Origin of the sequence: Variovorax saccharolyticus (genome assembly GCF_030316765.1) — a bacterium.
GTDB classification, from domain to species: domain Bacteria; phylum Pseudomonadota; class Gammaproteobacteria; order Burkholderiales; family Burkholderiaceae_C; genus Variovorax; species Variovorax saccharolyticus.
The window spans coordinates 1-24032 of sequence record NZ_JASZYT010000016.1; the positions used below are offsets into that span (position 1 = coordinate 1).

Annotated in this window: 19 protein-coding genes; 5 read left to right on the forward strand and 14 right to left on the reverse strand. The window is 64.6% G+C overall.

What is annotated here, in order from left to right; all coding sequences use genetic code 11:
- The 3 genes from QTI45_RS32485 to QTI45_RS32495 form a co-directional block, all read right to left on the reverse strand.
- Nucleotides 1-751: HlyD family secretion protein (locus tag QTI45_RS32485; RefSeq protein WP_286657301.1), on the reverse strand; the 751-nt coding region annotated here is incomplete at its 3' end.
- Nucleotides 748-2343, reverse strand: a complete 1596-nt coding sequence (locus QTI45_RS32490; RefSeq protein WP_353621364.1) for an efflux transporter outer membrane subunit — start codon at nt 2341-2343, stop codon at nt 748-750. The genes QTI45_RS32490 and QTI45_RS32485, both read right to left, overlap by 4 nt.
- On the reverse strand, nt 2321-3577 hold the full coding sequence (locus tag QTI45_RS32495) for an AI-2E family transporter (protein WP_286657302.1): 1257 nt from the start codon (nt 3575-3577) through the stop codon (nt 2321-2323). Before QTI45_RS32495 ends, QTI45_RS32490 begins: the two co-directional genes overlap by 23 nt.
- A gap of 82 nt (nt 3578-3659) precedes the next feature.
- On the opposite strand from QTI45_RS32495, the gene QTI45_RS32500 reads away from it, so the two are divergent.
- On the forward strand, nt 3660-4232 hold the full coding sequence (locus QTI45_RS32500) for a hypothetical protein (protein WP_286373155.1): 573 nt from the start codon (nt 3660-3662) through the stop codon (nt 4230-4232).
- Here QTI45_RS32500 and QTI45_RS32505 read toward each other — a convergent pair.
- Complete coding sequence (locus tag QTI45_RS32505; protein ID WP_286657303.1) at nt 4229-5671, reverse strand: patatin-like phospholipase family protein; 1443 nt, start codon at nt 5669-5671, stop codon at nt 4229-4231. The two genes, QTI45_RS32500 and QTI45_RS32505, sit on opposite strands and share 4 nt — an antisense overlap.
- Before the next feature lie 1216 nt (nt 5672-6887).
- Here QTI45_RS32505 and QTI45_RS32510 point away from each other — a divergent pair.
- Nucleotides 6888-7796 (forward strand): alpha/beta fold hydrolase, encoded by a 909-nt coding sequence (locus QTI45_RS32510; RefSeq protein ID WP_286657304.1) that lies wholly within the window; start codon nt 6888-6890, stop codon nt 7794-7796.
- Between the two features lie 60 nt (nt 7797-7856).
- Here the strand turns inward: QTI45_RS32510 and QTI45_RS32515 are convergent, their stop codons facing one another.
- The 3 genes from QTI45_RS32515 to QTI45_RS32525 form a co-directional block, all read right to left on the reverse strand.
- Nucleotides 7857-8048 carry a hypothetical protein gene (locus QTI45_RS32515; RefSeq protein ID WP_286373158.1) on the reverse strand — a complete coding sequence of 64 codons (192 nt, stop codon included), beginning with the start codon at nt 8046-8048 and terminating at the stop codon, nt 7857-7859.
- Between the two features lie 242 nt (nt 8049-8290).
- A complete protein-coding gene (locus QTI45_RS32520) occupies nt 8291-8692 on the reverse strand; it encodes a ferric uptake regulation protein (protein ID WP_286373159.1) in 402 nt (133 codons plus the stop codon).
- A 925-nt stretch (nt 8693-9617) separates the two neighbouring features.
- Entirely contained in the window at nt 9618-11261 is a 1644-nt protein-coding gene (locus tag QTI45_RS32525) for an amidohydrolase (RefSeq protein ID WP_286657305.1), read from the reverse strand.
- Nucleotides 11262-11409: 148 nt separating this feature from the next.
- Between QTI45_RS32525 and QTI45_RS32530 the strand changes: the two genes are divergently transcribed.
- Nucleotides 11410-13113, forward strand: a complete 1704-nt coding sequence (locus QTI45_RS32530) for a winged helix-turn-helix domain-containing tetratricopeptide repeat protein (RefSeq protein ID WP_286657306.1) — start codon at nt 11410-11412, stop codon at nt 13111-13113.
- Between the two features lie 304 nt (nt 13114-13417).
- On the opposite strand, the gene QTI45_RS32535 is transcribed toward QTI45_RS32530, so the two are convergent.
- The 6 genes from QTI45_RS32535 to QTI45_RS32560 all read right to left on the reverse strand — a co-directional run bounded on the left by QTI45_RS32535 (nt 13418) and on the right by QTI45_RS32560 (nt 20273).
- Nucleotides 13418-14635, reverse strand: coding sequence for an FAD-dependent monooxygenase (locus tag QTI45_RS32535; RefSeq protein WP_353621367.1), 1218 nt, complete (start codon nt 14633-14635; stop codon nt 13418-13420).
- 328 nt (nt 14636-14963) lie between these two features.
- Nucleotides 14964-16202 (reverse strand): multidrug effflux MFS transporter, encoded by a 1239-nt coding sequence (locus QTI45_RS32540; RefSeq protein ID WP_286657307.1) that lies wholly within the window; start codon nt 16200-16202, stop codon nt 14964-14966.
- A gap of 32 nt (nt 16203-16234) precedes the next feature.
- Nucleotides 16235-18025 (reverse strand): acyl-CoA dehydrogenase, encoded by a 1791-nt coding sequence (locus QTI45_RS32545; protein ID WP_286373164.1) that lies wholly within the window; start codon nt 18023-18025, stop codon nt 16235-16237.
- A gap of 28 nt (nt 18026-18053) precedes the next feature.
- Entirely contained in the window at nt 18054-18992 is a 939-nt protein-coding gene (locus QTI45_RS32550; RefSeq protein WP_286373165.1) for an electron transfer flavoprotein subunit alpha/FixB family protein, read from the reverse strand.
- An 11-nt stretch (nt 18993-19003) separates the two neighbouring features.
- Nucleotides 19004-19753, reverse strand: a complete 750-nt coding sequence (locus QTI45_RS32555) for an electron transfer flavoprotein subunit beta/FixA family protein (protein WP_286373166.1) — start codon at nt 19751-19753, stop codon at nt 19004-19006.
- A 139-nt stretch (nt 19754-19892) separates the two neighbouring features.
- Nucleotides 19893-20273, reverse strand: a complete 381-nt coding sequence (locus QTI45_RS32560) for a carboxymuconolactone decarboxylase family protein (protein ID WP_286373167.1) — start codon at nt 20271-20273, stop codon at nt 19893-19895.
- 149 nt (nt 20274-20422) lie between these two features.
- Here QTI45_RS32560 and QTI45_RS32565 point away from each other — a divergent pair, with 149 nt between their 5' ends.
- Entirely contained in the window at nt 20423-21442 is a 1020-nt protein-coding gene (locus tag QTI45_RS32565) for an AraC family transcriptional regulator (RefSeq protein ID WP_286373168.1), read from the forward strand.
- Nucleotides 21443-21502: 60 nt separating this feature from the next.
- Here QTI45_RS32565 and QTI45_RS32570 read toward each other — a convergent pair whose 3' ends face one another.
- Nucleotides 21503-22510 carry a GlxA family transcriptional regulator gene (locus tag QTI45_RS32570; RefSeq protein WP_286373169.1) on the reverse strand — a complete coding sequence of 336 codons (1008 nt, stop codon included), beginning with the start codon at nt 22508-22510 and terminating at the stop codon, nt 21503-21505.
- 116 nt (nt 22511-22626) lie between these two features.
- On the opposite strand from QTI45_RS32570, the gene QTI45_RS32575 reads away from it, so the two are divergent.
- Nucleotides 22627-23880 (forward strand): acyl-CoA dehydrogenase family protein, encoded by a 1254-nt coding sequence (locus QTI45_RS32575; protein WP_286657308.1) that lies wholly within the window; start codon nt 22627-22629, stop codon nt 23878-23880.
- Nucleotides 23881-24032: the final 152 nt, after the last annotated feature.

Below are 24032 nucleotides of genomic sequence, written 5' to 3' on the forward strand. Positions count from 1 at the left end.
CGGGCGTGCCGGCCTGCGCGAACTGGCCGGCATCCGTGCGCAGGTCGGTGACCCGGCCGCGGGCGGGTGCGACCACGCGGGTGCGCTGGAGGTCGAGTTCGGCCTTCTCGACCGCCGAGCGGGCACTGATCAACTGCGCGTTGGCTTCACCGCTGTCACCCGCGGTCTCCTGGGCGCGTCGCAGGTCGGCCTCCGCCGCCTTCACCTGGCTCTGCGCCTTGATGAGGCTGGCCTGCGCGGTTTCTACGCGGCGAACCGAGATCGCCCCGGGGTCCTCCTTGAAGATCTGCTCCAGCCGGCTTGCATCCTGGCGGGCATAGACATGGTTGGCCACGGCCGCCTGCAGGCTGGCCCTCGCCGCCTCCACGCCGGAGGTGGACGCATTCACCGAACGCCGCACCGACTCGTAGTCCGAACGGCTGCGCTGCAGCGCGATGCGGTACGAGCTCGGGTCGATGTCGAACAGCGGGGCGCCGCCTTGCACGTCGTCATTGTTCTTGACGTACACCTTCAGAACCTTGCCCGTGACCTCGGCCGCCACCGGCAACACGAAGGCCTGCACCCGGGCCTGGTTGGTGTAGGGGGTCAGTCGGTCCGAGACGAAGTACCAGAGCAGGCTGATAAGGATCAGTGCCAGCACGATGAAGGCACCCAGGCGGGCGCCCTTGCCTTTGCCGGGCGGCATCGGCGACACGGCGGCCTCGGCGGCAGGCGGCGTCGATGGTGCCGCGGGGACAGGTTCTGGACTCATGGTCGTGGGGTTCCAGCAGAGGTGGGTGTCGCGTCGGGGCCGGGCGCGGGCAGGGGGGCGGCCAGCAGGTCTTTCCAGTCGTTGCGCAAGCCCATGGTCTCGCGGGTCGCATCATCCAGCACGGGCCGGCTGCGGGCCCCTTCCCAACCGCCGCCCATGGCCTTGTAAAGGGCGATCAGGCTCTGCGCCAGGCTGCCTTGGTTGGCCACAAGCAACTCCTGCTGGCTGAAGAAAGTCCGCTGGGAGTCGAGGACGCGCTGGAAGTCGGTCAGTCCTTCCCGATACTGGAGCGTCGCGATGTCGAGCGAGCGCCGCGCGGCCTTCACCGATTCAGCGAGCAGCACGATCTGCTCCTTCGTCCGGGCGAAGCTCACGGCCGCGTCGTCGACCTCGCGCGCCGCGCTGAGGACGACACCCTGATACTGTTCATAGATCTGCTGGAACCGGGCATCCTGGACCAGCACGGTGTCCGTCAGCCGGCCATGGTCGAAGACGTTCCAGACCAGACTCGGCCCAACGGCCCAGCTGAGGACATTGGGCGAGCCGTTCACGGATGTGGCCGACAAGCCGAGCGATCCCAGCAGCGAGATCGCCGGATACAGGTCGGCGGTGCTCACGCCAATCAGGGCGGACTGGGCGGCCAACTGCATCTCCACGGCCCTGACGTCGGGCCGGCGGCGCAGCAGATCAGCCGGCAGGTCCACGATGACCTCCAGTTCGGCCTTCGGGATGACTTCCCGGCCGGTTTCCATCGCGGGCAGCGGACCGGGCGGGCGGGCCAGCAAGGTGCTCAGCGCATTCTGGTTCTGGCGCAGGGCGATCTCCAGCTGAGGAATCGTGGCCAGTGTGCCCAGGTACTGGGCCTTGGCCTGTTGCACATCCAGCTCGGAATCGCCGCCGCTCTTGAACAGCAGTTCGGTAATGTCGAGGCTGCGCCTCTGGAGAGCGGCGTTCTCGCGGGCGATCCGCAGGCGTGCCTCTGTGGTGCGAATCGCCGCGTAGAGCCCCGCCACCTGCGCCGCCATCAGCACCTGCACGTCGTCGTACTGCGCGATGCTGGCGAGGTAGCCGGCGTCCGCGGCTTCGATGCTGCGCCGGAACTTGCCCCAGAAGTCGAGTTCCCAGCTGATGCGCGCTCCCAGGCCGAACGATGCAGCGCTGCTGTCCGGCCCTCCAGCTCGCCGCGTGCCGACGTTCAACAGTTCGCCGGTGGCCTGCTGCACCTGGGGATACAGCGTGCTGCCTGCGATCCCGAGTTGCGCACGCGCTTCCATGATGCGCATGCCGGCGGTGCGTACGCCGGGATTCACACGCTGGGCCTCGGCGATCAGCTGATCGAGCACGGGGTCGTTGAAGGTCCGCCACCAGACCTGCAGTTGCCCGGCGCTTGCCGGCCGCGGGCCTGCGGCGATGGCCTCGTCGAGCGAGCCGCCCTTCCAGTCGGGCAGCCAGGGCACTGCGGGACGCTGGAAATCAGGTCCCACGGTCGTGCAGGCTCCGAGCAGCAAAGCGCCCATCAGCGCCAACCCCAACAGGCCGGACCTGACCATCGACCGGCCGCTCGCGGGCTCAGTCGACACGTCGCGGGGCACTTTCGGGTTGCACGGCATCCGGCGAGGTCGCAACCCACCACATGAAGATCTGATAACCCAGGGCCAACAGGGTCGCGCCGACGAACATCCCGACGATGCCGGCGCTTGCCAGGCCGCCCAGCGCTCCCAGCAGGATGACCGGCATCGGCGCATCGACACCGCGGCCCAGCAGCAGTGGCTTCAGCACGTTGTCGAGCATTCCCGCCACGAACAGCAGCACGCTGAAGAGGACGGCCGACGCGGTGCCGTACTCGCCGCTCATCCAGATCCAGGCGATGACCGGCAGGGTGACGATGACCGCGGGCGCCTGCGCGACACCCAGCACCAGCACGACCATGGCCAGGACGCCTGCGAACGGAACCCCGGCGACGATCATGACGAGGCCGACCACGATGGCTTGAATGAAGGCGACACCGAGGACGCCAAGGGCCACCGCGCGGATGGTGGCGGTCGAAAGTCTTGCAAAGCCTTCACCGCGCAGCGGCCCCACGATGCGGTCGAAGATCCTCCGGGTGCTCGCGGCGCCGGACTGGCCGAAGGCCATGATGATCCCGGCGATGATGAATGACGCCAGGAACAGCAGCACCGTGCCGGCGATGTTCGCCACCATCTCCAGTGCGGTCCGGGCCAGGTCTCCGATCTGGGGCTGCATGCGCTGGACGACACTCGGCAGATCTTCATGGGCCTGCGACCACAGGCCGTGGATCGCGTTCCCGACAACCGGCCACTCGGCCACGCCGGGTGGGGGCACGGGAACCCGCAGGGTACCGTCGCGCACGCTGGCGATCAGTTCATGGACCGAATCGCCCATGGAGGCCAGCAGCACGCCGGTGGGCGCAACGATCAGCACGATGCCGGCAAGCACCAGCAGCGTGGCCGCGAGCCCTTGCTTGCCCCCGAGGCTCCGGGCGAGCTTCTGGTGCAGCGGATAAAGGGTGACGGCCAGGATCAACGCCCAGACCATCAATGACAGGAACGGCGAAAAGATCCTGTAGCACAGCAGCGTCAAGGCCAGGATCAGGCCGGCCCGGATGAAGACATCGAGCAGCTTCCTGGACAGGCGCTGTTCGAGGTCGACATCGACCTCATGGGGTATAGGCATCGCATGCTTCCTCATCCGAAGGGACTGTTCCCGTACAGCGGGCGATCGTATCTCGGAAATGCGGCCTCCCGGCCTCCCCCAACGCGGGACCGTGAAGCCGGAGTCGTGCCGTCCGTCCTTGGCCTGGTGCATGGAGCGCTTAGACTCGGCCGCGGCTTGGCAGGACGCTCGAGGTGAGCCGATGGGCCAATCCAACTTCCAAAGGAATCAAGCAATGACCAGTGAAGCGCTCATGCAGCGTCCGGTAGCGGCACCCTCGAACCGGCAGCGTCTTTTCGTTCGCTACTTCACGGCGATCCTCATCGACCTCGTGGTTCTGAATCTGTTCGTCGAGTATTCGGACAACGTGACGATCGACTCGTTCACCATCTCGTTGCTGGCGGCCGTTCTGCTGCAGGTGCTCTTGCAGCTCACGATCGCCGTCGAGAACAGGGTCGCGGCCGTCTTCAAGGCAAGATCCGGCGGCCTCATGACATTCCTTCGGTTCTTCTTTGCGTGGCTGGTGCTGTTTGGCTCGAAGTTCGTGATCCTCGAAGCGCTCAGCTTCGCCTTCGGAGACAAGGTCCGTTTCGAGGGTGCATTCAACGGGATCGTCGCGCTGATCGCCGTGATTGTCACCATGCTCGTCGCAGAGGAAGCCATGGTCCTGATCTTCCGAAGGCTTGGCGGCAAGCCGGACGGCGCCCAGGCGACTCACCGCGATTCAAGGACGCTCGAGACCTCCCCTAGAGCGGTCCAGGAAGACCCCACTCGAACCGGACCGACGACCGTCTCGCAACGAGTCTAGGGGGCCGCGGCCGGCGCCGGAACCAGCGTGCCCCCGACGTCCCTGAGAAGGCGCTTGAACTCGGGAGAATCCGCCATGACGGTTCCTGCAGCAGCGCGCAGCCGATCGACGGCCTCGTCCGGCAGCACGAACGTGGTCGGCTGCTGGTTGAGATAGGCCAGCTCCCCCTTGTCCTTGAGCGCGGCGAACGACACGTCGATGGCGTAGATCTCGGCATCCGGACCGCGGGTGATGGCCGCGACGGCCGGGTCCTTGTTGCCCGCCATCGCCGCCGAGGTCCGAATCTTTCGCATCGTGTTCCAGCGAGCGGCCATGTCCCTCAGCAACTCGACCGCCTCGAACGAGTAGCGGTCAATGGGCACGCCGCTCGACTTGAGCAGGATCTCCACGCTACCCGGCGGCGATTCGGATTCGTCCCATGTCGTCGGCGGCACGGAGAGCGAATTGACGATGAAGACCACGATCCGCTTCGCACTGTCGAGTTGCGTCGGCACGCCGGCTTCCTGCATCGCTTCGAGGATCTCCAGCGAATCCAGCACGCCGCGCATGCCCACGTTGTCCGACACGCCGCCGTCCACGAGATGGACGTAAGGTCGCTTGGCGCTGTCTTCGAAATCGGCCAGCGACTTGAGCGAGCGGATCGCGCGCGCGGCTGGACGCGGGGGATTGTCGGTGTCGACGAATCGCTTCACCCAGGCGGGCGGTGTCATGTTGCAGGTGCCACCGTAATTGTTGAGCGTGACCGGCGATAGCACCACCGGCACCGCCGACGAGGCGGCGGCGGCGCGCGACAAGGGCACGGCGTTCAGGTCCGAGCACAGCACGTCGAACGTGCCCTGCTGGAAGACCACGCGGGCGCCGCTTGAAATGTCGGTCGCGGAGGCCAGGATGAGCGGCCCTTTGCCCCGATTCAAATCGCCGAAGGTGGCGTTGTTGAAGAGGACCTCGTCGTACAACTCGGCCGCAAGCTCGGAACGGCCCCACGCGGTCGACGACAGTCTGGCCCAGTTGCCGGGATTCAGCGAGCGCGAAATGATGGCGCCCTGCACGTCGCGCTTCAGAAAGCGCTGCTCGTAGTCGTCGAACAGCTTGTCACCGTAGAGACCATAGGCCAGCGCGGTGAAGCTGCCGCCCGATACGCCCGTGATGATGTCAACCTGGTCGATCAGCCGGCCCCTCCCTTTCGGCGTGACGATCTCGGTGCGCCGCAGGTATTCGAGCGCGCCGTACGAGAAGGCGGCCGCGCGCGTGCCGCCGCCGGAGAACGCGAGGATGACGAGGGCGTCCTTGTCCTTGACGTCGGCCTGGCGCGTTTCAAAGCGATAGCCGCTGCTGGGATTCGCTTGCGAAATGGGTGGGTTGACCGGGCGGGTGGCGCAACCCGCGAGCATCACTGCGCAGGCCACAAGGCCCCAACGAGAAACATGCGGTTGAGCCATGGGTCCTCCAAGAAGTCGATCGATGCGAACGACTGGGTTGATCCAACAATCTCACACTGTAACCGCAGCCTCTCAAGGCAACAGGGCGCACCGAGTGGGGGACCTCCTGTTGCTGCTGACCCGAACTAGCCATTGGCCGCCCTCTGACAACGGCATGTCCCGCCCGCGGCGACGCGTCTGGCGCTGCACCTGCATCGGTGACGCCGCCAACGCCGGTCAGGCCAGTCGCAGTGGCGGATGCGGCGGGCGCCGGCGGCCTCGGCGGGGTCGGAGCGCCTTGCTGATCGCCCATGAAGAGCAGTCGTCCCGCTGCCCTTCTGCCGTTGGGGCGATCACCTCTTCGCTAGGCAGCCGTACTGGCGCGACTGCGCTTGCAACCAGCCCGAGCGTGCAGGGGCAGGTCACGTGTGCCGCCCGGCGAGCGCAGCGCCTGACCGGAGGAATGCTGGACTTCACGCTGGCCCGTTTGGACGCGGCCTCACCGTCGCACTGCCCGCAGTGGATCCGCACCGCCGGGTGTCGCGGTGGAACTCGTCCTGGCGCTTCCCGGTCGCTCGATCGTTCACCGCGCACGGCGAAGGCTCGCACCGCCGAACCGGACCGGCCGATCGAGGGGAAATATCGCGACGCGATGCCAGTGGACTTGATCATGTCGCTCACCTGTTGGTAAGCCATGCCCCCCACAGCATTTGGGCTTGTCGGCGATCGACACGGCCGGCGTGACGAGACTCGTCCAGGGATGCGAGATCCAGACCAAACGGGCTCCGCGCCGGCGCGAACACCCCAACCCCGGACCGGCACCCAATTCCGTTCCAGCACCATCTCGCCGGCGAGGCGCCCTGCCCCGATTCCCGCGCGCGGAAGCAATCCGGGAGGCGCAGCAACTCGGTCACGCAGCAACCTCGCATGCGCACCGGTCCCGGACGCGCAGACATCTCCGCAGGCGGATCAAGTCCGAACGCGAAGCAGGTCCGTAGTCGGTTCAGTTCCGCATCCGAAGTGCATCCGAGAGCGGAAGGGATCATCCGGGTCCGCGGTAGATCCGCCGGCGAGCACTGATCACACCGGATTGCCATCGCATCGAATGCCGTTGCCACCTCCCTGGCAAGCAGCGAGACAATAGGCGTCGCAGGAAAGCCATCAGACTAGCTGCGCGTAAGGGCCGTTCCGCGCGCCAGACTGCTAAAAGCCGATCGGCCCAGGCATGGGGGCACGTATGCGCGCACTAAAGATCCTGTCGGTCGCAGCCTTGGTCCTTGGATGTCAATCGACACCCACGCCGATTGCTCGGACCTGGGAGCTACCCGCCGGCGTCAAGGCCGTACAGGTCAATGGCTATGAAATGGCATACGTCGAGCAAGGTTCAGGGGTGCCCGTGATATTTGTTCATGGCGCCGCGGTTGACTACCGCTACTTCTCGGCGCAGATGGAGCCCTTCTCCGGCAAGTACCGAACGATTGCCGTCAGTCTGCGGCGCTACTACCCTGAGCCATGGCGCGGCGACGGGGAATTCAGCCTTAACCAGCATGTCGACGATCTGATGGAATTCATCAAGCAGCTGAACGCCGGTCCAGTGCATCTTGTGGGCCACTCACGTGGGGGTACGGTTGCGCTCTATGCTGCGAGCAAGAATCCTGGCATGGTCCGAACGCTCACGTTTGCGGAGGGTGGAGCGGGCATGCCGGCTTTCTCGCCCGAAGATCCCGCGCTCGTGCAGCGCCGAGCGGTTGCCATGCCAGCGATTACCGAGAGACTCAAGGCGGGCCAAACCGATGCCGGCCTAGAAATTTTCATCGACTACGTGAGCGGCCCCGGCGCCTGGAAGACACTTCCGGAGGCAATCAAAAGTTCGCTTCGCGCAAATGCCTGGACGCTTACGGCCGGCGAGAAGGACACTGCGTCGTGGCCCCCGCTCTCGTGCGGCGAGGTCAAGCGGCTCGCTATGCCGGTCCTGCTCCTGGAGGGCGAGAGGACGCCAGGAACGTTCAAGGCGATCCTCGACAGCGTTCAGGTCTGCCTGCCCCGAGCCACGCGAGAGGTTGTGAAGAACTCTTCCCATGGGACGCCTAGAGCGAACCCGCAGGGCTTCAACGCGGCGGTCATGGCCTTTATTGCGGCGCACTGAACATTGCAGATGGCTGGCGGGCCGCCTGACGAACGGCGCCGCCAGTTCGACGCGAGGATTTCAGAGATTTCCTGGCTTGACCTGCTTTTTCTTCTGGAGGTTGTGCAGGCGATCGGCAGAGATCGCGGCAAGCCCGGAGGTGTCTGTCTTCCCGTTGCGCTTGCGCTTGCGCATGACCATGAGCGCGCCGCTCGCATCCTTCCACGCGGGGGTGACTTGGTCGAACTCGACGCCGAACCCGTTGCGTTCCACCGATCACTGGGTCGGTGGCGTGCCAAACTTCGCGACAACTGCGGCGGCAAACTTGTTGTAGTTGTTGACGTCGGTATCGAGCATCAGCACCTCGACTCGCCCCGTCTTGGTAAGGACAGTTTCGACCCCAGGTGGTCGCACGCGGGATGTGACGTCTGCTCGAGATGGTCGTAGCCGCAACTGACGTGGGCGCGCACCAGCTGGGGCACGGCCAAAGTCCAGGGTCGGGTCCGGCGTGGCGTTCAGCGTGGTCGTCCGAACACCGTCACGACATAGTCGGTCAATTCGAAGCCCTGCTCCAGTGCGATCGCCGTGAGCCGTTCTTCGATTTGCGGATCGAAGAATTCGTGGACCGTGCCATCCACCAGCGATACCAGGTGGCCGTGGTGCTGCTCATCGTTGAGTTCGTAGACCGCCCTGCCTGCACCGAGCTGACTTTTCTTGAGCAGCCCCGCCTGCTCGAACTGCGCGAGGACCCGGTAGACGGTGGCCAGGCCGAGATCCGTGCCCACGCTGAGCATCTGGCGGTACACGTCCTCGGCCGCGAGGTGGCGCTGGGCGCTGCGCTCGAACAGTTCAAGCACCTTCATCCTTGGCAGCGTCGCCTTCAATCCCGTGTCTTTGAGTTTGCTCGCGTGCGCCATGCGACCGGTTGGGCAGAGGAAAGTGAAGAGAAGAATGCGGGGATGGCAGGCACTTGCGTGGAAAAAAATGCATGGCTGGCCGGAGACCGGTGGCTAGCAAAAAACGACCTTGGAGACTTGGAGGTCCCGGGTCGCCCCACGATGAAAGCGGCGGAAAGGAACGAGAGTGCGTCGGACCTTTCGATGCGTGGATCATACATTAAATGCAAATGCTTCTCATTTATTAGTCATTTTTTCGCAGGGGCCTTGTAGATCTCGCCGCTACGGGTCGGGCACGACACGCCCATCCGAAGATGCACGACGCGGATGCCGGGCGGGACCATGACTGTGGCCAGCCTTCGCCGGTGGGCACGCCAGCTCTACGGCGAGCGCAGCGAGGACTTCCTGACGCTCTATTCCACCGCACCGATGCAGAGGCCTGGAATGCCATGGTCGACAGCCTCAGCGACAGGATCCACTGGGGCGCCCTTGTCTGGGCGCGCGAGCATGCCAGGACAGGCGTCGGGCCCGTCTATGTCCATGCATTCGATCGCGCCCCCCGGAGCGCAACAGCGAGTTCTCCGGCGCGTACCACATGTCTGACATCGCATATGTCTTCGACAATCTTTGGGCGATCGATCGGCCATGGTCCTTTCAAAGGTCGCCGTCGTTCGCCCCAGAAATTCGATCGGCCGCAGCAGTCTGGAGCACGCTTTCGAGCTTGGATCCCGACATGGATCTGTCGGCCATGAGCAGGCGGTCGACCACCTCCCCGCGCGCTTTTTTGATGCGTGAAGAAGGCCGCAATCGCAATCCTCGTGCCAGCATATGCCGGCATCCAAGGGGCGCATGGGATTGGGACCAGGCGATGAATTCACATGACCTTCTTGACAACTTGTTTCTGGTCTCATTCGTTGTATGCGGCACCGATGGCACCCATTCCAAGTCACTTGGGCGAGGACGTATCTGTCAAGGTCGGATCCTCGAACACGATGTCGCCGTCCACCAACGTCAGCAGGCTTCTCGTGGCGGGCAGTGCCGCCAGAGGAACGCTCAGGATGTCCTGCGACAGCAGCGCCAAGTCGGCCGCCATGCCCACCCCGATGCGTCCCTTGCTGCGCTCTTGCTTCTCAGCGTAGGCCGCACCGGCCGTATAGGCGAGCAAGGCTTGCTCGCGCGACAGGGCCTCGGGCGGAAATGCGGCGTAGGTGGTGGCCAGCATGATGTTGAGGAAAGGGTTGGCTTCCTCGGCACCTGCGTCCGATCCCAGCGCGATCGGCACCCCGGCTGCCAGTAGGCTCTTCAGCATCGAGTGTGGTTCTGCAGGACGTCGCGGTGCGCCGGCGGGCGGAAAGTGTGTCGGGTTCTGGATGACGACGACGCCCAGCCGCGCCGCCTGCGCAAGCGTGTCGTCGCGGATACCGTCGCCGTGCTCGATTCGAACCCTCTTTTCCCGCCACGCGTCCGCGGAGGCCAGCGATTCCATCATGGCGAAAACACGATCGGTTTCGGCATCGCCGACGACATGCAGCGACACCTGCCCGGGGCGACGCAACGCAGTCTGCAGGATCTCGCGCAGCTGCGCGTCGCTGTGATTCGAGCGACCGCGCCAGTCCGGGCGCCCGGCGTACGGTTCGCGCCGCAGCGCGTTCTGCTCGATAGGGGTACCGTCGAGCATCCATTTCGGGCCATCGATGCGCACCCGTAGCGGCAATGTCTTCGGCGCGGCGTCCATTGCAGACCACGCGCCGGCAATGCTGGGTACGGCACCGGTCGCCCATGAATAGACCGTCCACTTCTGCGGTGTCTCTGCCTTCGCCAGCGTGTCCAGCGTGACCTCGAGCGTCTTGCCGCTGTTCATCAGGTGGATGCTGGTCACCCCCCAGCGCGCATAGCGCTGTGCCGCGGCCTGGAACGACGGCGCGAGCTTGGCTGGGTCATTCGGCGTTGCGCCGATCTCGGGAACGGGTGACGCGCCCTCGTCCGCGCGGCCGTTGAGGCGTCCGGCGGCGTCACGCCTCCAATGGCCGCCGATCGGATCCGCGACGTCCTCGGCGATTCCGATCCGCAACAGAGCGGCGCTGTTGACGATTGCCGTGTGGCCCCAAAAGCCGCGTAGCAGCACCGGCCGGTTGGGCGCGACGGCGTCAAGCGCCACCCGCCAGTTGCGCTGGTCGCGGGCAACGAGCGGGCCGATCCAGGCGCTGATCCAGTCCCCAGACGTTCTTGCCGCGGCGGCGACGGCGGCAAGTGCCTGTTCGGGCGTCGGTCCGGGAAAGGGCAGACCTGGCATGAGCAGCGGCGCAGAAGGCAGCGTGCTGCCGAGGTGGACATGGGTTTCGATCAGGCCCGGGGTGGCGAGTCTGCCGCCTGCGTCGATGACGCGCGTGGCGGGACTTGCCAGCGCGCGAATCTGGGCATTGCCGCCGACGGCACTGAACAACCCGTCCTCGACCGCCACGGCTTCGGCCCGGGGCTGCGCCGGGTCGGCGGTGAAGACGTGGGCGTTGACGATGATCAACGAGGGTGCGGCAATGGCGACCTCGCCAGAAAGGGCCAGGGCAAGAATGGCGTGACGCGGGAAGGGCATGGCGAGCCTCGGAGGTTGACGATCTCGCACCATCGATCCGCGCGCGGGGAAAGTCCCGATCGCAGGACGAAAACGGACGAAATCAGACTAAATCGAGGTGTGCCGCGCGCAGAATGGTGCACGCGCGTTCCTGCGCAGAGGCTTCGCCGTGGATCGAGCCATACAGGATTCCATCGTCACACCGACGCGCCTGCAAGTCGCTGGCTTCGTCGTCGACCTCGCCCAGCAGGCCCTCCTGGACGCTGCCGGTCGGCCGGTGGAGCTTCGGCCGCAGGCGTTTCAGGTCTTGCGTCACCTCGCGCAAAGCGCGGGCCGGCTGGTCACCAAAGATGAGCTGATGGCCGCTGTCTGGCCGGGGGTCGTTGTTACCGACGACTCGCTCGTCCAAGCGATCGGCGACGTGCGTCGCGCCATCGGCGACACAGGCCATCGCATGGTCAAGACGGTGCCGCGCCGGGGCTACCTGCTGGTGGCGGCCACCATGGCGGATGAAACCCTGACGCGGCGCGCCGGGGTTCCGAGCGCTTCATCGAGTCTCGCGCACCGTTGGCTGGTACTCGGCAGCGTCACAATCCTTCTGGGCGCGGCGGCCTTGTGGCAGGCGCGCGTTCAGACAGAAGCGTCCAGGGCAGTGGGCGATCCCAGTGGACTGCCTTCAATCGCAGTGATCGCATTCAAGGGCCCGCCCGGTGACCCCGACAGCGCGGTGATCGCCCGCAACGTGGCGGCGGACTTGGTGTCCGAGTTGGCGCGCAGCCCCAACTTGCGCGTCGTCTCGAGCCAGTCAAGCTTCCAGTTTGCCGACGGCAAGACGCCGTTGGCGGAGGTAGGCAGGCGCCTGAGCAGCCGCCACATCGTGGACGGAACGGTGCGGCGCGAAGGCGAGCAGTTGCGGATGGGTATTGAATTGCTTGACAGTCAGGAGAGTCGGGTGGTCTGGTCTACCTCCGAAATCGTCGATCGGGCCACGCTCGGCGCCGCCCAGCTGGCGCTGGCAGGCCGAATCGCCGGCACGCTGCAGGCTAAGGTGGCCGGGACCGAGCAGCAGCGTGCGATTGCGCAGCCGCCGAAGACGTTGGACGCCTATGTGTTGGTGGCGCATGGAAGGGCCAGGCTGTTGAGGTACAACGCGCAGGGCATTCGCGATTCGCGGCGCTATCTAACCGAGGCCATCGCGATCGACCCCGACTACGCACCCGCCTGGGCCTTTCTCGGCATTGCAAACACAGTCGACATTGGTCTGCATCTGACTGGCGAGTGGGACGAGCGGCGCATCGACGAAGCGCTGCACCAAATCAGACGTGCGATCGAACTGCAGCCGGGCCTTCCGATCGCCTATGTCGCTTTGTCGCAGGCGCTGAGTCGGACAGGTGACCTTGATGGCGCACTGGCCGCCGCGCAGCAGGCATGCCGACTCAGTCCGAACGATGCTGAATGCTTTTACGTCGTTGGCGCGGCACATCTTCAACTCGGCCAGATCGAACCCGCTCTCGGCAACCTAGAGCAGGCAATGAACCGAAATCCGCTACCACCTGCGTACCTTCCGGCTTTCTATGCCACCGCGCTATGGGCGAATCGACGCTTCGAAGAAGCAATCCGCGTGGCAGATGACTGCCTGACGCGGGCGCCGGACTTCTGGCGTTGTCGCCAGGACCGGATCGCCGCCCTGGTCGAACTCGATCGCCTGCCCGAAGCGCGGAAGGAGGCGGCAGTGCTGCAGTCGAAGATTCCTCGCATAGGGAGCGGATGGTTCGGCTCGACATTCGGCGATCGCGCCGCGGCCCTGCGTGAGCGGCGCGTGACTGCTGCGCGGGTGGCTGGGATCCCTGACAAGCCCAAAGTCGAGCAATAGAAAATTGGATTAGCCAAGCATTCGTCGAAAGCCGGGCCAGAACCAGTTGCCAGTGTCTTGGCTGCGAATGCGACCGCTTTCGGGCGGGCTGTGCGGTGCCAGCTACTTTCGCTCAGGGCCCGTCCCAACCCTGTCTTCTCCACATCGAGGTCATGCGCCCGGTGAGCAGATTGCAGCGTACGAGTTCCGGGCGGCAAAGGCTTAGATCGACCAGAAGCGGTAGTTTGACCAACCGCCCTAAAGCGGGCGGCCTGGACGACCCGCTTGATCCGATGAAGCCGGTCGCGCCGGCCCCTAAAGAGACCTATTCCAGAAGCGCTGTCGCGGCGGCGCGCGCATGCGGCACCACGTCGTAGGCATAGAGGTGCTTGCGGAATTCGGCGTGCGCGGCGAGCTGCGCGTCACGGGCACTGAGATCGATGTCGGTCGAGTCGAGACGCAGTCCATTCTGCCGGGCGCCAAGCTGAATCTCTGCCACGCGCTTGCGGCGCAATCGCTCGTAGGCAAGCAACGACGCCGGTACTCTCGTTGTGTCCACATGGCCCAGAATCGTCGCGAGCGCCATGCCGTCCTCGATGCACTGGTTGGCCCCCTGACCCAGATGCGGCAGCATTGGATGTGCTGCGTCGCCGAGCAGCGTCAACCGGCCCTTGGTCCAGGTCGGCAGCGGCTCACGGTCGTAGAGTGCCCAGCGAAATGTCTCGTCGACTTGCTGCAGCACATCGGCGATGCGCGGGTCCCAACCTTCGAACTCGCGACGCAGCACCGCTGGATCGCCGGGCGCGGACCATGATTCCTTCATTTCCTGATCGGTCGGTACAAACCCCACGTAGTTGACCATCGTTCCGTGACGAACAGGGAAGACCAGGAAATGCCTGGACGGACCGGCCCACATTTGCCATCGGTCCATCGGCCAGTTCGGCAGGCGCTCGCGCGAAACCAGACCTCGATACGAAATGGTGCCGTGAAAGACGGGCTTGGAGGGCGGGAAAACATGGGAGCGCAGTTCGGAATGTATGCCGTCGGCGGCAACTACAACGTCGGCCTCGGCAATGGCGCCGTTGGCAAATTCGACGCGGGCAACGTCCTCGGTTTGCGCGAATCCGACAGCACGATGTCCGGTGTGGACGATTCCAGCGGGCAGATTGGCAGCGAGAAAACCGACAAGGTCGGCGCGGTGCATGCCAAAGGTCGCGTTCCAGCCAGAGGCATCCGACACCTGCACCGGGGCGATTGGCGTACCGTCGTGGCGAAAGTAGTAGGAACCGGAACCGACTCGCGCACCCCATCTTTCGACGGCGGGCCCGAGGCCCACACGCTCCAGGTGGCGCACCGCGTTCGGTGTCACAAACACACCAGCGCCGATCTCGCCCAGTGCAGACGCCTGTTCGTAAACCGAAACGCGCAGCCCCTGTCCGATCAGCGCGTTCGCGGCGAACAAGCCGCCAATGCCGCCTCCGATAACCAGGACGTTTGGCCGAGGTGCCATTTCATTCCACTCGAAAATGCTGTCACACGGCATTCTGCGAGCGTGGCGGGCAGAGGGCAACGGGCCATCAACAAGCAGCCGCTTCTCGCCATGCCGGTTACCGCGACTGAGGTGGGTCGTGGGTGGGTCGCCACGCGCGAAAGCCGCCTGGCCATGTGGCAGGCCGAACACGTCGGTGAAGATCGTGAATGGCCGCTCTGAGCCGCCGCCTTTGACCGTTTTGGGCCCAATCCGGTCAACCGAGGCGACGAATTCGCTCGCATAAAGCGGTCACTCGATGTCGATTTGCGGCCGGCGAATCGGTGCTCGCCACGAGCTGCTTTTTCCCTGATCGCCACTTGTAAGTCGTCGTGCCCGGCTGCTAGGCCGGGCCGGTCGCACTTTGACTCAGGGCTTCGCGCTCGGCGTGGCCTTGCCACAGCAGCAAGATGGCTCCAGACACAATCAGCGCCGCATTGCCCAGCGCTAAACGCAGTAGCGAGTCCCACAGCAGTGGAGCAAGCAGGCCCGAACACAGTGCCATGAGGGCGAATTGAATGAACAGCTGGGTGGATGCGGCCAAGCCGGCGTTGTTGCCCATGGGCTGCAGTGCATGGCCCAGGAGCAGGGGCATGGACATGCCGATGGCATACGATCCCACCGCGAGGGGAAGCAAATGGGCCAGGCCCATGGGGGCCAGCCATGCCAGCCCCAGGTTCAACACGACGGCCAGCATGAAAAAACCATAGCTGACACGCATCGCGCCCTGCAGGCGAAAGCGCTCAAGCCATCGTGGCAGGGTCGCAAAGCCCAGACTCATCGCCACCATGATCGGCCCGAATATCAGGTACATCTCCGTGACCGAACGACCAAGCAGTGTCACGAGGAATTGCCCAGCGCCTGCCACATAGATGAACATGGCGACCCAATTAAGCCCATGCGCAAGCGACACGCGCATGAACTGCGCCGAACTAAACACGGCACGGTAGCCGGACAGGATGTTGCGGGCATTCAGGCGTTGACGACGCTCTGGCGGCAATGACTCTGGCAACTTGCGCGCATACATGATCAGCATCAGCGCGCCGACTGCGCCGAGAAAGGCGAACACAGTGCGCCACCCCCCAAGTACGGTGAGCCAGCCCGCTAGCACGGGCAGAACAATGGGGCCAGCGGTCTGGATCAAGCTGGTGCGGGCGATCATCTTCTGTGCGGTTTCTCCACTGTACAGATCGCGGATGATGGCGCGCCCGAGGATCAGACCCGAGCCGGCGGCCAATCCTTGCACGATCCGCAGCGCCCACAAGTGTTCGATTCGAGTTGCCAGCAAGCAAGCGAGGGAAGTCACGGTGAGCACGCCAAGCGAGGCGAGCAACACCACTCGGCGTCCCAACGCATCTGACAGCGCCCCGTGCCAGAGAGCCATAAAGGCGCTGGCCAGTAAGGACAGGGAGAGCACCTGCTGCGCTTGCGATGGGGACGCATCCAGATCTTTCTGCAGAGCTGGCAACACGGGAATCAGCATGTCGTTCCACAGGGATGTAAGCACACCCATGAACCCCAGCAATAGCATCATGTGGACGGCCTTGAAATCGGCGGGCGCTGAGGGAGCGTCGGTTGTCATGGCGGCCTTCGGCAAAGTTTCAGCGCCCCCCGTCAGAACGCTTCCGGCACGAAGTGATTGACCGAGCGCGCGCCGTCCACGATGCTGTCCCGAAGCCCTGGCACACGTGTGAGCACATGATCTGCGTAGAAGCGTGCCAACGCAATTTTCTGGTGCATAAACTCGGCATCGTCGCTGTCAATCCGCTTGCGTTCCGCCACCAGCAGCGCGCGGCCGAGTTGCCAGCCTGCCACGAGATTGCCGGCGAGCATCAGGTAGGGCACTGACCCGGCGTAGACCGCATTGGGGTCGCTCTTGCCGCGGATTGCGACAAAATCGACCACGTCGAGAAAGGCATGGCGTGCTGCAGCCAGACGGGCCGCCACTGCATGCGCCGCCTCGCTGTCGCAGCGAACCAGTGCCGTCTCCGTCACCTCGATCTCCCCGGCGATGGCTTGCGCGAGGGCACCGCCGTCGCGCGCCGTCTTGCGGCCCACGAGATCGTTGGCCTGGATCGCGGTCGTGCCTTCGTAGATTGTGAGGATCCTGGCATCACGCAGGTACTGCGCCGCGCCAGTCTCCTCGATGAAGCCCATGCCGCCATGCACCTGCACGCCGAGGCTGGCGACTTCCACGCTCGCTTCGGTGCTGTAGCCCTTGACCAGCGGCACCAGGAATTCGTAGAAGGCCTGAGCGCGCTCGCGGACTTGCGCGTCGGGATGCGCGTGCGCAGTGTCGTATGCCGACGCGGCGGTGAGTGCCATCGCGCGGCAGCCCTCGGTCAGCGCGCGCATCGTCAGCAGCATGCGGCGCACGTCGGGGTGATGGATGATCGCGCCGGCGCCCGGCAGCGAGCCGTCGACCGGTCGGCCCTGCACGCGATCCTTCGCGTATGCGACAGCCTTCTGGTAGGCGCGCTCTGCCACTGCGATGCCCTGCACGCCCACCGCGTAGCGCGCGGCGTTCATCATGATGAACATGTACTCCAGGCCACGATTCTCCTGTCCGACGAGATAGCCCACGGCGCCTCCGTGATCGCCGAACTGCAGGACGGCGGTGGGGCTTGCCTTGATGCCCAGCTTGTGTTCGATGCTGACGCAGTGCACGTCATTCCGGACACCCAGGCTTCCGTCGTCGCCGACCATGAACTTCGGCACGACGAACAGGCTGATGCCCTTGACGCCTTCGGGTGCGCCGGCGACGCGTGCCAGCACGAGGTGCACGATGTTCCCGGCCATGTCGTGTTCGCCGTAGCTGATGAAGATCTTGGTGCCGAAGATCTTGTAGGTTCCATCGGATTGCGGCTCTGCACGGCTGCGCACCAGCGAGAGGTCGCTGCCGGCTTGCGGCTCGGTCAGGTTCATCGTGCCAGTCCATTCGCCCGAGACCATGCGCGGCAAGTAGGTCTTGCGCAGTTCTTCGGATCCTGCGGTCAACAGCGCCTCGATGGCACCGTCGGTGAGCAGCGGACATAGGGCGAAGCTCAGGTTGGCGCTGTTGCTGATTTCGATGCAGGCCGCACCGATCGTCTTGGGCAGACCCTGGCCGCCGAGGTCGGCAGGGTGCTGCAGGCCCTGCCAGCCGCCCTCGGCGTACTGGCGGTAGGCGTCCTTGAAGCCGGGCGTAGTGGTCACGGCGCCATCTTTCCAACTGGAGGGATGCTTGTCGCCTTCCGTGTTGAGTGGGGCGATTACGCCTTCGTTGAAGCGCGCGCATTCCTCGAGGACTGCCTGCGCGGTGTCGATTCCAGCCTCCTCGAAGCCAGGCAGCGTTGCTATCCGGTCGAGGGCGGCGAGTTCGGTCATGCAGAACAGCATGTCCTTGACGGGGGCTTGATAGCTCATGGGGAATTTCCTCGAATTCGACGGCGGGTCAGTCCAGCGCTTTCACCAGTTCCGGCAAGACCGTAAACAGGTCAGCCACCAGGCCGTAGTCGGCCACGCTGAAGATCGGGGCTTCCTCGTCCTTGTTGATCGCCACGATCACCTTGGAGTCCTTCATGCCCGCCAGATGCTGGATCGCGCCCGAGATGCCGGCGGCGATGTACAGCTGCGGGGCGACGATCTTGCCGGTCTGGCCGACCTGCCAGTCGTTCGGGGCGTAGCCCGCGTCCACCGCCGCGCGGCTGGCGCCCAGGCCCGCGTTGAGCTTGTCGGCCAGGGGCGCCATCACTTCCTGGAACTTCTCGGCGCTGCCCAGCGCCCGGCCGCCCGAGACGATGATCTTGGCGGCGGTCAGTTCGGGGCGTTCGCTCTTGGTGACTTCGCGGCCGACGAAGCTGGACTTGCCGCTGTCGGCCACGCCGTCCATGGTTTCCACTGCGGCGCTGCCACCGGTGGCGGCTGCGGCATCGAAACCCGTGGTGCGCACGGTGACGACCTTGATCGCATCGCTGCTCTGCACGATCGCAATCGCATTGCCCGCGTAGATCGGACGCTCGAAGGTGTCGGGGCTGTCGACCTTGGTGATGTCGCTGATCTGGGCGACGTCGAGCAAGGCCGCCACGCGCGGCGCCACGTTCTTGCCGTTGGCGGTCGAGGGGAACAGGATGTGGCTGTAGTTTTTCGCGATCGCGAGGACCTGGGCCGCAACGTTCTCGGCCAGGTTCTCGGCCAGGGACGGGCTGTCGGCAACGATCACCTTGGCGACGCCTGCGACCTGGCTCGCGGCCTTGCCGGCTTCGGCAGCGTTGGCGCCGGCCACCAGCACATGGACGTCACCGCTGGCGCAGGCGATCCCGGCGGTCACGGTGTTGAGGGTCGCCGGCTTAAGCGTGGCGTGGTCGTGTTCGGCAATAACAAGTACGGTCATGTCGTTGTTCCTCAGATCACCTTGGCTTCGTTCTTGAGCTTGTCCACCAGGGTGGCAACGTCCGGCACCTTGATGCCAGCACCCCGCTTCGGCGGCTCGCTCACCTTCAAGGTCTTCAGGCGCGGCTTGACATCCACGCCCAGGTCTTCAGGCTTGAACGTGTCCAGCTGCTTCTTCTTGGCCTTCATGATGTTCGGCAAGGTCACGTAGCGCGGCTCGTTCAGGCGCAGGTCGGTCGTGATGACCGCTGGCAGCGAAAGAGAAATGGTCTCCAGCCCGCCGTCCACTTCACGCGTCACGTTGACCTTGTCGCCCGCCACCTCCACCTTCGAGGCGAAGGTCGCCTGCGGCAGGTCCGCCAGCGCCGCCAGCATCTGGCCGGTCTGGTTGGCGTCGTCGTCGATCGCCTGCTTGCCCAGGATCACCAGCGCCGGCTGCTCCTTGTCGACCAGCGCCTTCAGCAGCTTGGCCACGGCCAGCGGCTGCAGCTCCTCGGTGGTCTCCACCAGGATGCCGCGGTCGGCACCGATGGCCATCGCCGTGCGCAGCGTCTCCTGGCACTTGGCGTCGCCGCACGAGACCGCAATGATCTCGGTGGCCGCGCCCTTCTCCTTCAGGCGCACCGCCTCTTCGACCGCGATCTCGTCGAAGGGGTTCATGCTCATCTTCACGCTCGCCAGTTCGATGCCGGAACCATCGGACCTGACGCGCACCTTGACGTTGTAGTCAACGACACGCTTGACAGCTACGAGAACTTTCATTGCTTTATCTCCATCTGTTTTCATAAACAAGTAGGCAGCCCGTGCTCAGCGAAGGAGCCGGCAACCGATCTTCGTCAGGCAGCCAAGGAGATGATGTGGGTCCTTGGGGTTCAGAAAATGAAGTGCTGGAAGCTGCCTGTCAGCGCGCCGACGCGGACGCTAGTTCGTCCAGTAGGATGGGCGCGGCGAGGCTCATGGTGTGGATGCCCAGGACGCTCACGCACTGCAGCACGGCGGTGATCTCTTCTTTGGTGGCGCCCAGTTCAAACGCCTTGCGGATGTGGCGGCGCACTCCCGGCGCGTACATGTGGGTGCACGAGGCGTCCACAGCGATGGAGATGAACTCGATGGTCTTTGCATCGAGTGCCCCCGAGACCATGGGTGTGATGCCCATCGCCATGAACTTCTCGGTCCAGGCCGGGTCGAGCTCGGCAAAGGGCTCCCAGTTGGGGTTCCAGTTGCCACTCTCGCGCAGGCGGTCGCAAGTCGGCGTGGAGGGAGGTGCGCTATCGGGGTTCATGGGGGGGCGTGTCTCCTGAGGTTATCGCTGCAGTGGGCTTTGAATCTGCCGCTGCTGGCTCGAAGACTGAATTGTTACGAGCAGGGGGAGATGCCGATTGACTCGCTGTGACACCTGCTTAACCTGATGTGACACTTCGCGTAAACCCCATGTCGAACCTCGTCCGCAGCGCCAGCCTGACCAACTACGCCGAGGTCGCGCGTGCGGTCGGACTTGATCCGCTGGCTCAGCTGGCCAGGGCGGGATTGAGTCCGACGTGCCTGCGCGATCCGGACATGCGCATACCGAGCCACGCGGTGCGAGACCTGCTGGAGGCGTCGGCGAGTGCCAGCGGAGTGGACAATTTCGGTCTGCGCATGGCCGAGACGCGTCAACTCTCGAACCTTGGCGCCGTGGCGCTCGTGGCCCGCGAGGAGCCGACAGTGCGGCGCGTCGTGCGAGCAATGATGCGCTACAGCCACGTGCTCAACGAATCGTTGTTCGTTGAGCTTGAAGAGGAAAATGGCATCGCCGTGATGCGAGAGGAGTTTCTCGTCGGCCAGGGTGGCTCCTCGCGTCAGTCGACGGAACTGCTTGTAGGGGTGATGTTCCGGAACCTGAAGTTCTTCCTCGGGCCAGCGTGGAACCCGTTGCGGGTCTGCTTCGCGCACGCGCCCCCGCGCGATCCGAGCCTGCACTTTCAGCTCTTTGGCTACGGCGTTTACTTCGGACAGGATTTCAACGGGCTTGTTTGCACGACAAGCGACCTCGATGCACCGAATCCGATGGCCGACCCGGTGATGGCGCGCTACGCGCGGCAGGTTCTGGAAGCCTCCGCCGGTTCGGTGCGCATGAGCACGGTCGACAACGTGCGCAACATCCTGCTGGTGCTATTGCCCTCTGGCAAATGCTCGATCGAGCAAGTGGCGCAGCAACTTGGCGTGGACCGGCAGACCGTGCATCGGCGTCTCGTCCGCGAGGGCACCGCGTTCCGGGAGGTTCTGAACGTCATTCGGCGCGAACTCGCCGCGCACTATATCGATGAAGGCACCCGGCCGCTGTCGCAGATTGCCGAGTTGCTCGGGTTTTCTGCGTTGAGTGCTTTCTCGCGGTGGTACAAGCAACAGTTCGGCGAGGTTGCCGGGCTGCGACACCGCGTGAACGTCGTTGCACGACGACCCGACGCCTGAGCGACGCCTCCGCTCGCCGCCGTTCGTCCCAGAAACCCGAGCGACCGCAGCCAGGTGCGACTACGAGCTCCCAAGGCGGTCAGGATCCAAGGACCGGAATCGATTCCGATACGCGCCGGGACTGAGACCCATACGCTCCCGAAACAGGCGTGAAAAGGAACTTGGGTCGTTGTAGCCCACTTGCAGGGCGATCTGGTCGACCCCGAGATCACTGGCTTCCAAGAGGGCACGCGCGGAGTCGATGCGCAGGTGCTGAAGGTAGGTCAACGGAGATTGATCGAGCACCGCGTTGAACCGCCGAATCAGCGTTCGTTCGCTCACGGCCAGTTCGCCGGCGAGCTCGGCAATGCGAACCGGCTCGGACATGTTCCTTTGCAGCCACTGCTGGGCACGATGAACCAACGCGTCTGTGTGGGCGATGTCCGCGAGCAGCGGCAGGTACGGGGTCTGGGAAGTCTGGCTCACATCGATGAGCATGCTCTTTGCACATTGCGACGCGATCGCCGGCCCGGCAAATCGTTCGACCACGCGAATGGCCTGAAGGAGGTAGGACGCGGAGGCGCCGGCGCAAAGCAGGCGATCGACTTCCGTGAGTACGGGTCGCATCTGCAGGTCGACACGCGGAAAGCGCGTGCGGAACTGCCGCTCCAGCCACCACGTCGTGGTGGCAACACGGTCATCCAAAAGACCCGTCTGGGCAAGGATGAAGGTTCCTGTGCAGTTGGCCGCCAGCCAGGCGCCGCGACGCCACTGCGACGCAAGCCAGGCGCAGGCGGCCGGCTGGCCCCTGAGCAACAGGTCGAACTTTCGGTGGCCCGCGTAGTGCAGGCTCGGGATGAACACGAGGTCGTAGTGCTCGCGCGCCCCGACCTTGTGGGTCTGCAATTGCAGGCCGTTGCTGGCCGCGATGGCCTCGCCTGAAAGCGAGACGAAGCGCCATTCGAAGAGCGCGGCCGACGCACCCTGCTGCCTGCGCAGATGCGCGTTCGCTACTTGAAGGACGTCGGCGAACCCGCCAAGGCTGGAGGCGTAGCAGCTATCAAAGGCAAGGATTGCGGCGCGCGGCATGGCTTGTCGTATTTCGCACGGAAACCGTCGGTTTCGCCAATGTACCTCGAATGCGACCAAACCTAGACTCGATCTCACATCAACCGTCAGGCCCAGCGCCAAAGGAAATCCGAGACATGAATGCCAGAGACAACACCATCGCGACGCGCGAGCAGGCGCCTTTTCGCCACCAACCGAGGCTGTATCACGATCTGCTCACGCCGGAGGAAACGAAGGCGGTTCGCGAAGAGGTCCGCCGCTTCGCCGATGAGCACGTCGCGCCCGTGGCGTGGGAGATCGGGCACCGCGCGGAAGCGGTCGAAAATTTCCCTCGCGAGCTCTTCCGCAAGATGGCCGAGGCCGGGCTGTTTCGCATCCCCTTCGGCGCCGAAGCGGGCGGACGCGGCTTGAAGTATCCGGCCTGCGCGACCGCGGCGCTGATCGAGGAACTGGCCTATCACTCGAACTCCGTTGCTGCCGTCGTCGACGTTCATTGCATCCTGGCCGGCCACGCGCTGGAGCATGCTTCACCCGAGTTGCAGCAGCGCTACCTCGCGCCGCTGCTGGCCGGGGAGAAGATCGGCAGCTTCGCGACCACCGAACCGGACGCCAGCACGGACCTGAGCATCAAGACGATGCAGACTTTTGCGAACCGCGAAGGCGCGGGCTATGTGATCAATGGCCGCAAGCGCTTCATCACGAACGCGCCGGTGGCCGATTTCGTCGTCTTGCTGTGCGCCGAGGAAGGGCGCATGACGGAGATCGTGATCGATCTTGATGCGCCGGGTGTGCGCGTCGGCGCACCGGACCGGAAGATGGGCAATCACGGCCAGCTCACGGCGGACATCTATTTCGACAACGTGCATGTTCCGGTTGACAACGTGGTCGGATCAACGGGAGGCGGCCTGAAGATCGCACTGCAGACATTGACCTACGGCCGTATCGGCATCGCGGCCAGCGGCGTCGGCATGGCGCAGGCGACCTTTGACCACAGTGTCGAGCGCCTAAAGACGCGCCAAGCATTCGGCAAGGCCATAGCGCAGTTCCAGCACTGGCAGTTCAAGCTCGCCGAGCGCGCCACCGAGATCGAGAATGCGCGCAACCTCTACATGAAGGCGGCTCTGCGAATGGATTCCGGTGAGGCCTTTCCGGAGCCAGAGGCGGCCATGGCGAAGTGGTACGCGACCAACCTCGCTGCGGAGTTCGCACGCGATGGGGTTCAGATCTTTGGGGGATACGGGTTCATGTCCGAACTCGCGGCTGATGGTTCGCACTACCGAGTGGAAGAGATCTACCGCGATTGCAAGATCGCCGAGATCTACGAAGGGACGAACGAAATCCAGAAACTGGTAATTGCGCGCTCCATTTTTGGCAAGGACATAACGGGCTAGGTCTGATTGGGCAACCTCGGCAACACCGCTGCTGACGACAACGCAGCCTTGCTTTCTGGGGCCTGGTTGCACGAAGGCTCTCCGCTCTTGCATCCATGCCCGCCAGTGCGGCCACCAGCTCCCTTCGTTCCGCACCGCAGTGCATGACCAAT